11 protein-coding genes are annotated in these 12021 nt (G+C 41.7%); 6 read left to right on the forward strand and 5 right to left on the reverse strand.

Annotated elements, in window-relative coordinates:
* Positions 1 to 26 precede the first annotated feature (26 nt).
* From SFRI_RS20025 to ardA, 4 genes are all read right to left on the reverse strand, one after another.
* A complete protein-coding gene (locus tag SFRI_RS20025) occupies positions 27 to 1154 on the reverse strand; it encodes a hypothetical protein (protein ID WP_011639303.1) in 1128 nt (375 codons plus the stop codon).
* A 40-nt stretch (positions 1155 to 1194) separates the two neighbouring features.
* Positions 1195 to 2439 carry a dimethylsulfoniopropionate lyase DddY gene (gene dddY, locus SFRI_RS20030; protein WP_041413254.1) on the reverse strand — a complete coding sequence of 415 codons (1245 nt, stop codon included), beginning with the start codon at positions 2437 to 2439 and terminating at the stop codon, positions 1195 to 1197.
* A gap of 317 nt (positions 2440 to 2756) precedes the next feature.
* Positions 2757 to 3110, reverse strand: a complete 354-nt coding sequence (ardB, locus tag SFRI_RS20035; protein ID WP_011639305.1) for an acrylate reductase cytochrome subunit ArdB — start codon at positions 3108 to 3110, stop codon at positions 2757 to 2759.
* Between the two features lie 28 nt (positions 3111 to 3138).
* Positions 3139 to 4659, reverse strand: a complete 1521-nt coding sequence (gene ardA, locus SFRI_RS20040) for an acrylate reductase flavoprotein subunit ArdA (protein WP_011639306.1) — start codon at positions 4657 to 4659, stop codon at positions 3139 to 3141.
* Positions 4660 to 4990: 331 nt separating this feature from the next.
* Between ardA and SFRI_RS21110 the strand changes: the two genes are divergently transcribed.
* The 5 genes from SFRI_RS21110 (at position 4991) to SFRI_RS20065 (ending at position 9646) form a co-directional block, all read left to right on the forward strand.
* Complete coding sequence (locus SFRI_RS21110; protein ID WP_049763560.1) at positions 4991 to 5848, forward strand: hypothetical protein; 858 nt, start codon at positions 4991 to 4993, stop codon at positions 5846 to 5848.
* A 179-nt stretch (positions 5849 to 6027) separates the two neighbouring features.
* Positions 6028 to 6837 carry a COG4705 family protein gene (locus SFRI_RS20050; protein WP_011639308.1) on the forward strand — a complete coding sequence of 270 codons (810 nt, stop codon included), beginning with the start codon at positions 6028 to 6030 and terminating at the stop codon, positions 6835 to 6837.
* A 25-nt stretch (positions 6838 to 6862) separates the two neighbouring features.
* On the forward strand, positions 6863 to 7621 hold the full coding sequence (locus SFRI_RS20055; protein ID WP_011639309.1) for a COG4705 family protein: 759 nt from the start codon (positions 6863 to 6865) through the stop codon (positions 7619 to 7621).
* 43 nt (positions 7622 to 7664) lie between these two features.
* Positions 7665 to 8342, forward strand: coding sequence for a response regulator transcription factor (locus SFRI_RS20060; RefSeq protein WP_011639310.1), 678 nt, complete (start codon positions 7665 to 7667; stop codon positions 8340 to 8342).
* A complete protein-coding gene (locus SFRI_RS20065) occupies positions 8306 to 9646 on the forward strand; it encodes a sensor histidine kinase (protein ID WP_011639311.1) in 1341 nt (446 codons plus the stop codon). Before SFRI_RS20060 ends, SFRI_RS20065 begins: the two co-directional genes overlap by 37 nt.
* Before the next feature lie 76 nt (positions 9647 to 9722).
* Here SFRI_RS20065 and SFRI_RS20070 read toward each other — a convergent pair whose 3' ends face one another.
* Positions 9723 to 11258 carry a DUF3612 domain-containing protein gene (locus tag SFRI_RS20070; protein WP_011639312.1) on the reverse strand — a complete coding sequence of 512 codons (1536 nt, stop codon included), beginning with the start codon at positions 11256 to 11258 and terminating at the stop codon, positions 9723 to 9725.
* Positions 11259 to 11411: 153 nt separating this feature from the next.
* On the opposite strand from SFRI_RS20070, the gene SFRI_RS20075 reads away from it, so the two are divergent.
* Positions 11412 to 11924 (forward strand): aldolase/citrate lyase/malate synthase family protein, encoded by a 513-nt coding sequence (locus SFRI_RS20075; RefSeq protein ID WP_049763561.1) that lies wholly within the window; start codon positions 11412 to 11414, stop codon positions 11922 to 11924.
* Positions 11925 to 12021: the final 97 nt, after the last annotated feature.

Consider the following 12021-nt stretch of genomic DNA (forward strand, 5'->3'; position numbering starts at 1 on the left):
TTAAAACTATCGATGAAAACCAGCGATTAGAAATAGTAACCAAAATTGATATTAATACGATGATCCCAGCTGTCGCCGATTTCAGGTAAACCAACATGGCCATTATCACGCGTAGAGGCATACATATTTTTACCCATAATAAAATCAATCATGGTGTACGTTGGACCGGAAGACAGGGCAACACCTGTGACATTTTGATAGCTGTTGTCATAGCCTTCATTGTCAACATCGGGGGTTACCACGCCGAAGTCATTATAGATCTTTGCACTGCCCCAACTGGTAGTGATCGTTTTAGCAATGTTAATGCTATAAGCTTGCGCTTTAGAAGCAATTTCGTACTGCCAATCGTAAGCCGATACCGCAAGCTTGTTATCGTCTAACGCATCAGCAGCATTGTACTCATATTGCATTGCCTGTAACTGCAGCGCCCAACCTTTATAACTGCTGTCGAGATGTAACGCGACGGCATATCGGTCACCATTATTGCCAGTATTACTATTATAAATCTGCCCTACCTCGACCGAAGCACCCACCACGGTTTTACCGCCTTCATACTCCATCGCATAGGTTTGGCGTAAATTTAATTGGTTAGTTTCTTCATTGTAATAGTCAGTGCCGTTGACTTGGCCAGAATATAAGTCTGTTGAATATCGTTCATTACGACTGGCACCATATTCAGCGCCTTTATAAAACGCAAACTCAGTTCCCCAACCATTATTTGAATAAACCGTTTTAATACCTGCATCATAATCATCTTCAAAACCTAAATAATACGGTACGCCAAACCAAAAACTATTTGAAATAAAACCCGGGTTACCAAATGGTACTTGATTTATACCAAATTGAATTTGCAATTGTTCTGAGTAATCATAAAAGGCATAACCATAACGTAGTGCTTCCCATCCATCATAAAAACGATATTCAGATGATAACCCCCAGTTATCTAATTTACCGTTGAATTTAACGGATGCCATCTCAAAGGTTAAATCACCTGATTTATCTTTAGAACTATCACTATATTGCTTATATGAATAATTAGCTCTTAAGGTACCGGATACGTTAATTCCATCTTCAACATCTTGTGCTGTAGAGTAAAAAGAAACCATGCATAGCGATACTAAAGTAGATAATAAAGATAACTTTAATAATTTCATTTTATTGTATTTCCCAATTCGATAATTAATAACTTGGCCGTTACCATTTGATTTTTGTTAAGTCACATTGAATAACTTCATCTTTATGAGCAGGTGTACCGGGGTTTTTAGCTGACTCACAAAGCAATGTGGTGCCATAGTCATTACGCTTGTCGTTGGCATTACTTCTTGCCCAAACAGACACGATAGCGCGCTCTTCTGGCTTAGCTTCGCAGCTGCCATCGACTTCAAAGGCATGGATAGTATTTTGATGGAAATACATTAGCGGATCGATATCAGCACTGCTCGACAGCCACATAGTCTGCCCATTGTGTTGACCTGCATCAAACTGAACTTGTCTAACTTTGTCGTCTTCTTTAACGGTGTTAATTAACGGTGAATCTTCACGCACGGCAAAGCTCTTAAACTCATTCGCACACGCAGGTACGCGCATGTTGTAATAAATTTCAGATATTGCATGGTTATGATAGGGATATAAGGTATCGACTGATTGCACTGTCATACCGACTTCTGCACCAACCTTTTCGCCATTAATTTCGTCTATGCGTAATAGACCCCAGTGACCAAAAATTTCGGCATAGGCATAACCACCACGAATGTTGTTGAAGTTTTTATCATTGCGTTTACTTTCTTCAGCATACATTGGGTACCAACCTGCTGCAGCCCATAAATTAGGTAATACATTGGCACTAATATCTGTTGGGAAAGCTGAGGGCATTTTCACTTCATCGCCCGTCACCATTTTAGTAAAGTTTTTAGTAAACTCTTTGCCGAGTTTACGCACGTCTTTATTAGTGACTTTTGTGTCAAAAAAGGAATCGAATGTTGCACGTTTAAGCCATTTAGCTACGGGGGATTTTTCAGCTAATTGACCACCAGGGCTGTAAATCCAATCGACGTCTTGGCGCGCACCAAAACACTTTTTCGCTTTATCTGGATTATTAATAACTTGATAAATGTTTTTAACTAATAGCTTCATGTCTCTGCGATCCATGATGCACATATTCTTACCACCTTCGGTAGAATCGTACATTGCTTGGTCTGAATTTAAACATGGACCATTTTCACTATTGGTTAATGCTACCGCGTAAGATTGTAAATATTGCAGTGTTTCATTCCATAAAATATCGACATATTTTTGATCATTTTTATCGTACTGAGATTCCGCTCCTAAACAAGTGAACTCAGCATTATCAACATCGTTCTTATCTAAAAAACTAGGTATTTCACTCGCCATAGCAGAACTAGATAACAACATCATAACTAACAAGGTATTATATTTCATATCATCCATCTTTCTTTATTATTTAAGACGGATGGATATTACCCTTGGAATTAATTCCAAAAAATTACATTCAACATACTTACAACAAATATAAACAACAAAAATACAATTAACATCTAAAAAGTGATTGTAAAAACCTTAGGCGTTCAACCTTAAATTTCTAATAATTAAAAACCTAATAACTTAACATCTAATAAGTTAAAGCCTAAATTAAAAATAAGTAATAAATAATTAAAAAAATAATTACCTATAATATAAAAGCCGCATATTAATACATTAATATGCGGCTTTTAAAACTAATATCAATTTAAATTAGTTTACCCTTTATGCTTATCAAACTTAAATGTATGACAGTTACTGCATAATGGTTGTTTAGTTTTATGTTCGCTGTGACACTCTTGGCAAGGTACATCTTTACCATAGTGAAGGTTATTGTGTGGGTTCTGCCACTTGTCTTCTTCACTTCTGGCGGTTTTCTTTGCTAAGTCATCAACATCATGACACTGCAAACAGGATTGGTCAGATGGAAACTGCTTGATGCCATTATCATGACAAGTTTTACAGTCTTTACCGATAACCTCTTTATGGTAGTCACGGATCTCTGCTGACTGTACTGATAAGCTGGTTAATCCAAGTAGTACCAGCCCAAGTATAATATTAAAGTTTTTCATTAATGATTCCTCTTGTTCACTGGTCTGGTTAAACGTTCATGAGACTTCTAGCAGCAGTCATGCCCATCACCATACATTCTGGAATAGAACAACTGCCTAAACGGCTAACGCCATGAATACCACCACACACTTCACCAGCGGCATAAAGACCAGTAATAGACTTACCTGTAAAGCTATCTGTTACTTCGGCTTTGGTATTAACTTTTACACCACCTTGGCAGTAATGCACTTTTGGCCACAAGCGAACGACAGTAAATGGCGCTTCGATCATTTTGTTTTTCGCCAACGTCATATCTTTGCCAAACTGCTTATCTTCGCCAGATTTTACATAGCCATTATATTCAGCGATTTGTGCTTTTAACCCGGCTAAAGGCACACCAAAGTGTGTTGCCAACTCTTCAAGGCTTTCAAACTTCCAACCGACATTGTACTTAATCACTTTTTCGGTATTTGGATGTGCTTTAGAGTCTTTAAAGCTTGAAATCAACAGTGGTGGTACAGGATTACCTTTTTCATCACGGTTACTTAATTCAGCATCAGCACGTGTTTTACGATCGGCAATTTCATTCATAAAACGCTGACCAGTTGTACGGCTAACGGCAATTGAATGAGGTAAGTTGAAAATTGAATAGTTAGACACATAACCAAAGCCACCTTCATCAGGTGAAGCCCAAGGACCTGATTGAATGTGAGCCAAATGCACAGGGATAGCCCCTAAACGGAACATTTCGAACATGCCCTCGCCTGTTGCACCTGGTGCGTTGGTACAACCAACGTCTGCAGTTAAAGTAGGATCTTGAGCCATACGTAAATCAACATTTTGCGCAAAGCCACCGGTAGCCATAATCACACCACGTTTGGCGCGAATATTAAGGACTTTACCAGGCTGGTCTTCGCCAAAGTGATAGTTTTGACGCATTTTAACACCAACAACTTCGCCTTTATTACCGACGAGAAATCCTTCAAATTTTGAACGATTGTGGGTGTTTACACCAATACGTTTACACTCTTTGTACAATGGTTGGGTGATACCAGCACCACAACTTACTGAGGTTTGGTAAGTACGTGCAACCGAGTGACCGCCTAGTTGTTGTAAGTAAGGATGGTATTCAGAACCCGCATCTAAGGTCATTTGTAACGCTTCAACCGCGTGAGATGCGACATGGCGTAATAACCCTTCATCGGCAATGCCGCGACCAGACAATAATTGGTCATTAACCATTCTGTCTACTGAGTCTTCAACGCCTTCTTTCTTTTGCATCGGCGTGCCTGGTGCGGCAAAAAGCCCACCGTTAATAGCCGAGTTACCACCAAAATAGGACATTTTTTCAAATATATGGACATCTTTTGCACCATGTTTGGTGGCTTCGATTGCGGCAGCTAAACCCGCAAAACCAGAACCAATAATGACGATTTCAACTTCTTTGTCCCATTTAACACCATCCGCCTTTTCAGACACAGCCATTGCTGGTGCTACCATCGCTGCACCAGCAGCAATACCTAGACCTGCAATAAACTTACGGCGCCCTAATAGATCTATATTGCTCATAGGTTATCACCCCTTTTTATATTATTGACGCTTCATCATATCGATGGAATCAATTCCAAAACGGGAACTATTGTTAATGTTTGGTGAAAATAACAGCGAATATCAACTAATCAATTGTAGGTAGGACTTTCAAGGAAATTACTGCATAGGCTTGCTTTTGGAATTGAATCCAAATTGTGAACCGCCCCGCATAACAGCTGGTTTATTCTTTATTTAATCGATATGATTAACCCATTGAGGACGACCTCAGCCTGACATGCACCACTTTTCATCGACAGGTATTCACATCGGGGACGGCCCCATCTGCCATCTACACAGAAGAGCCGCTAATATGCTACTAAATCGCTATATCACTACAGTGTTTTCGCCATTATTCATGCGTCGCTTTTACCATGATTTGTATCGGGGTTTACTGGCCATCTTGATACTACTGCCGCTCACCGCCAATGCGACACAAATTGATACCTCATCGAATAGCCCTGTAACGCCACAAGTTCGGGTTGGACTGCACGGCATGCTGTTGTTTGGTAGTGAATATGGTTTATTTGCCTCGCATTTACCGATGTTTCACACTCCACATAATGCCCAAGTTGTGTTACAGCTATCCTTTGATGACCCTCAAATTAACACTGCAGTAATCAATGGCTTAACGTTATCGGCAGCTAGTGGATATCCGATTTGGACCATAGTGCCGCAACAATTTGACCTATCAATGTTATCTCCCGCTCACCCAAACCATATCAATCATTTAAGCGTTGATATTGTTAAAGGCCATTTTGAGCGCGGCGGTGAAACACAATGGAAGAACCAAGGGCTAACCGTGGCGAGGGTGTTAGTATTCAATGAATTAGATACCCAGTTTGAGCTACAAAAAGCCAACAACAATACTTATCTTAAGGTTAATAATACCCCTGACGATAAGGTACAGTTTCTCGTTAAACGCCTAACGACTCGACCTGATGCCGATCACATTGTACGCCTCGATAATGTCGGCAATAACTTACCCGCAGAAATTGTAATTCCTATTGATGCGGCAAAGTTATTTAACGATGAAGCCCAACTGCGTGCAGCATTACCTGATACTGCACCTAAAAACACTTCTTTAACGACTTCAAGCACAAAGCTAAAAACCACTAGCCCAATGACTACAGTTTCAAGAGTGTATATAGAGTTGGATGAACTAAAATAATCTACAAAACGATTGCGGTTTTCCAGCATCACCTTTCTGAAGGCATTGGCAGAATTGCACTGGGGATTAACTCTACAAAATAAATAAAAAGTCACTTAATACTTAGCCCTATGTTTGGGCTAAGTATTGCTCGGCACTATATGACTACAGCATGTTTCACTACTGGATCAGGAGTCCACATGAAACCAATAGTCATAACACCAGTAACCAGCAATACTCCAAATAGCAGCAATGCACCGCAACACGGTTGGCTCAATAAAGTGCCCGAAATAACATTGACTTTTTGGGTCATAAAAATGATGTCAACTACCGTAGGTGAAACCGCAGCAGATTATCTTAGCTTCCATCTTCACGTAGGCATGATTAATACCAGCATCATCATGGGAGTATTTTTACTTTTCGCCTTATGGGTGCAGCTTAAACAAAGCCAATATCGCCCAGGTGCATATTGGAGTGTTGTGGTGCTTATCAGTATTTTTGGCACCTTAGTCACCGACATTCTCACTGACAAACTCGATGTGCCTCTACCGGTATCGACAGCGGTGTTTAGCGCATTATTAGCGGCAACATTTGCATACTGGTTCAGTAAAGAACGTACCTTATCCATCCACTCCATTGTCACTCTTAAACGTGAGCTATTTTATTGGTTGGCCATTCTATTTACCTTCGCACTTGGTACTGCTGTGGGCGATTGGGTGTCGGAAGATATGAATGTAGGTTATGGCATATCGGCAATCGTATTTGGTGGGTTAATTACGCTTATAGGCCTAGCCTTTTATCGCTTCAAGGCGAATGCCGTATTGTGCTTTTGGCTGGCTTATATATTAACTCGTCCACTGGGTGCATCTATCGGCGACTTACTGTCACAACCCATTCGTAAAGGCGGCCTAGGGTTTGGTACCACCAGCACCAGCATTGTGTTTTTAGCGATTATTATTGCACTTGTGGCATACCTATCAGTTCGCGCCAAACAGCAAAAAAGCCAATAATCTATCAATATAAGTGAGTATCGATATGGACACACTACAAAAGCAGGCGCTGACTAAAGTGCCGCAAGTCACCTTAATATTTTGGTTGGTAAAAATACTGGCCACCACCTTAGGCGAAACGGCAGGAGATGCTTTATCGATGTCGCTTAACCTCGGCTATTTAGTTAGCTCTGTTATTTTTATCGGTTTATTCGCGATAGCGGTAGCAATACAAATTCGCAGTAAACATTATTCTTCGAGTATTTATTGGGCCACCATTATCGCTACAACGACGGCTGGCACAACGATGGCTGACTTTGCCGACCGCTCTTTAGGCATTGGCTATACCGGCGGCACATTGCTACTAGTGAGCTTGTTGTGTATGTCATTTTCAATTTGGTACGTCAGCGCAGGTAGCCTGTCTAATCAGTCGATAAACAATACCAAAACCGAATGTTTTTATTGGGTGACGATTTTACTGTCACAAACCTTAGGTACAGCGCTAGGCGACTGGACAGTAGACAGTGCAGGCCTTGGTTATGATGTCAGTGCGTTAATCTTTGGTAGCCTGTTATTAGTGTTATTAGCTGCCTATCTTTGGAGCTCTATATCTCGCACTCTGTTATTTTGGCTAAGCTTTATTTTAACCAGACCTTTAGGTGCCGTGGTGGGTGACTTTTTAGATAAACCCATTAGCCATGGTGGATTAGAATTTAGTCGCTTTAGTGCGTCGGCCGCATTACTCTTTGGTATGGTGTTGTGTTTAATGCTATTTAAGCAGCAAGCCGCGACAACACATCATTAATCAAGACTTTTCATTTTGTGTCATTATGTCCGATTGAGGTGCTATGCGTATTTTATTAGTAGAAGACGATAAAATGATTGGCGATGCCATGCAAAGCGCCTTAAAAGATGTCGCCTATGCGGTCGATTGGATATGCGACGGCGAAGCGGCCTTACACAGTTTACGTTGCCAGCAATATGATGTGGTGTTGCTCGACCTTGGCTTACCGAAACTGGATGGTTTGCAAGTAATGCAATATATTCGAGCTCAGCATCCCGCACTGGCGGTGATCATTCTTACCGCCAGAGACAGCCTAGAAGACCGAGTCAAAGGGCTCGATTTAGGTGCCGATGATTATCTCGTTAAGCCCTTCGATATAACCGAACTACTGGCACGCATTCGTGCAGTAACAAGGCGCAATGCCAACCAACATACATCAGAATTAACCAATAATATTGTTTGGCTAAATCCAGCCACACATGAAGCCAAAACCCTCACTCAAGATAATATTTTACTGTCTAACCGCGAGTTCGCCCTACTGCAAACATTGCTTATTCGACCCGGTTCGATTCATTCAAAAAGTGATTTAGAAGAACGAATTTATGGCTGGGGTGAAGAGGTAGAAAGTAATGCTGTAGAGTTTTTAATTCATTGTTTGCGTAAAAAATTGGGTACAGAAACCATTAAAAATGTCAGAGGTGTAGGATGGATGGTGTCAAAAAACGCCCCAGTAATTCGTTAAAAACACGCTTATCTTATTGGATTTCAGCAGCCATTTTGTCTGTTGCGATAATAGCAGCCAGCTTTACCTTTAGCAGTGCCTTTGAAGAAGCCCATGAGCTCCAAGATGATGTATTGCAACAAATGGCCGTGCTGTTTGACCATTACTCGCTTACGCTAAACGACAGAACACTCACCCCGTTAAGCCAAGATCAGTTGGAGTTTCAGGTTTCAGTGCAGTTATTGGGTAGTAACTCAGCAAGCAATGCCTTAGCCCAAAATGCCCTAGCCTTGCCGAACAATTTAACCGATGGATTTCATACGGTTAATTTAGCCAACCAATCTTGGCGAGTGTTTGTACGTACCTTGTCATCCACTCAACGTATCGCCATCGCCCAAGATACTGCTATTCGTGACGATATTGCGTTTGAAACCGCGCTGCACACTCTGATGCCATTGTTAGTATTAATTCCAATTTTACTGTTATTACTGGGGTATATTTTAGGCAAAATTCTTGGCCCGATTAGTATTTTAGCCCACGAAGTTGACCGTCAAACTGAGCACGACCTACAGCTAATTCCCACCACTCAATTACCGAGTGAAATAGTGCCCTTTGTTGAGGCAATTAATCGTTTACTCAGCAAAAATAGCCAGGTTATTGCTAGCCAAAAGCGCTTTATTGCCGATGCTGCTCATGAATTAAGATCGCCCATAACTGCACTGTCGTTACAGGCACAACGTCTTCAGCAGACACAGTTAACGGACGATGCGCGCCAGAAGCTTAATGCACTACAAGCCGGAATAGGTCGCAGTATTCATCTACTAGAACAACTATTGTCGATGGCGCGTCAACAAGATAACAGCGTCCAACAACCTCAAACAATATCGTTAAAAATGGTGTTCGTTGAGGTGATTGAAGATCTGTACCCACTTGCAGAAGCGAAAGAGATTGATTTGGGCTTTAGCCAAGATAACGACGCCGAACTCAATGCTAATCCAGTCCGTTTAAAAACCTTAATTCACAACCTTATCGACAATGCGATTCGCTACACCCCAAATGGCGGTAAAATTGATTTAAGCATTACTAAAACAGATCAATACATTGAGATGACCATCAAAGACACTGGTCCTGGTATCGCCACAGATGAAGCTCTAAAAGTGTTTGAACCCTTTTATCGAGTATTGGGCAGTAACGAATATGGCTCAGGGTTGGGATTAGCGATTGTGGCGAGTATTGTGCAGCAAATGGATGCAAAAATTAGCTTAGCGCCAACCGATGCCGTCAATAACTGCGGGCTTTGCATTACGGTGCGGTTTCCTCTTTAACAGGACTGAGGTGCCGTTTAATAATGCCTGTTTAGCCGCATCAACTTATGCAGATTCGGCATCAACAAAGGTCAACTTAGCCTTGATCTCCCTCGCATAAATTACGCCCTGCGGCATAACAGCTTGGTTGACGTGGGCACACAGCTCCACGCGAACAAATTAGTTGTGCATCTTTTTTAATCCCACGTTCAATCCAGTTAATATTAAGGATTTTCGCCACACTAGTGAGATCTTTTTGGATATGTTTGGGGATAATGATTGAACCGCCGCCCGTTGAGCAAGCTTGTTTTAATTCATGTGCAATCGACTGCGCATCTTTGCCTTGCGCTTCAATCGCCGGGTTTAAATCAATACCCGCACATAACACATGCGGATTACCTGCCGAGTCATCAACCTTAATCGATTCACAGCAATAAATGCGCGGTTCATTACCGACATTTAAAATCGATATTTGCGCAGACGTACCTGCAACTGGCTCGTTGATCATTCTAAACACAGCCCAGTGCTGACAAGGATCTTCTACCAGGCGCATGTTACCCCAAGGCAAAGGAATACCATTACCACGATAAACCGCTTTTAGCTTACCCGGTGCGTAGGCATCAAAGTAATGCCAGTGCGGATAAGGCGACACTACCGTCATGCGGCGCATAGCAACAGACGCTGACACTTGCAGTTGTTTATGCACACTAATCTCATAGCCATGTCGGTCAAGTAACTGTCGATACGGCACTTTAGGACACAACAACGCACCCGCAAAAAAGCTTGATTCAAAGTCACGCCATGCATGCAAAATATCTTGTGCATTCAAGGTGTTTGACTGAGGAACCAGCGCATCATCAAAGTCATCACGGCGACCAGACATCATCACACTTTTTAAGCCATCTTTATTGTGCAACACACAATGACCTATGTGCACGGCCAAGTCATATCTCAACCTGCTGGGTCTATTTTTCAGAATATTACTGATATAAATGGTTCCCGGTGGCTCAAAAAATGAGGTCACCAACTGCTTAGAACTCAAGCCCATTTCGTTGATAACTTCTTTAGGCGCACGGTCGATCCATTTAATTTTTAAACCCATGCCTTTGGCAATATCGATAATATCTTCGGTGGCAAGCGGCATACGCTTTAAGCCGACTTCTTCGGCCGCACGCTCTAAATCAGGAAAATGGTTTTGATGATGTTCTTGGTGGGCGCGGATCAGTAAATGAGCAAATTGGCGGCCACTGGTGCCGGTTTGCGACAACATTTCAGGGATGGCAATTTGCAAAATGTCATTGGAGAACAAAAAACTCGGCTCTAGCGGCATACCACTAATGCCGCCTTTATTGCCTTTTTCAGGCGTAATCGCTTCATCTTCTGGCACATCATCAAGAAACCATTCCACTTCTTTTTGAAAAACGACCGCAATTACCGCCAACATATCAGCGCTTGGAACACGTTTTCCGCGCTCGATCATTGACAAGTATGACACTGACGGCGAGTTACCTGAGTCAACACGCACACAACGAGCAGACAAGTCTTCCATGGTTAAGTTATTGCGTTTACGCAAGTTTCTTATCTTTGTGCCCAAAAAATGGGTCTTTCGCATTAAGCTTTTTTCATTTCTCATTTTGTATAATTCACACTGTAAAATTTTTATTGTGAAATTGTTTGTAAAAATAGCATAGACTAAAAATCAAGCTGCGAACAAGGCTTAATGATAAACAATACTGAAAAAGGTTTTGTGACCTACAACAATACGAAGAGGAATAAGGCGATGAATATGTCTACTCAAGCAAGCGCAACTGCCACCCAAAACCTTAACCGCTTCATTGGTGAGCAATTTGTGGCAACGACGAATCAACAGGATCGCACCACAAACGCCAAAGACTTTTTGGATGCACAATTTCCATTAACTGAAGGCTCGCACCAAGATGTCAGCAGCTATGTAGTTTACTACACTCACTTATTGGCATTTTTAAAAGACGGCTCTCAGTGTGGTTTACAAAATCCATGTCAATTTGTGGCACTGACTGGTCACAAAAGTGAACCAACGTCTGTTGTATTAAAGAATAATGATACCCATGTTGAGATTTGTTTCGACCGCCAAGGACAAATGGGCACCACAGACCAGGCTAATATTGAAGACATTCAGGTTGCGATTCCAATCAAGAATTTGCCGACGCCATACAAGCAGTGGATTAGCTTAATCCATACAGGTTGTCAGCCAACTGAAGGCAACTGTAAAGTGTTTACTGCTAAAGATGGTAGCGACTACGCACTACATCAGCGTTAATGGTTTATCGCGATAACACTGTAGTTATTTAGCAAAAAAGGCTTGTCCCATTAATAATGCGACAAGCCTTTTTGTTACTTACCCACTTTGCTGCGTA

It is taken from the genome of Shewanella frigidimarina NCIMB 400 (assembly GCF_000014705.1).
Lineage (GTDB): Bacteria > Pseudomonadota > Gammaproteobacteria > Enterobacterales > Shewanellaceae > Shewanella > Shewanella frigidimarina.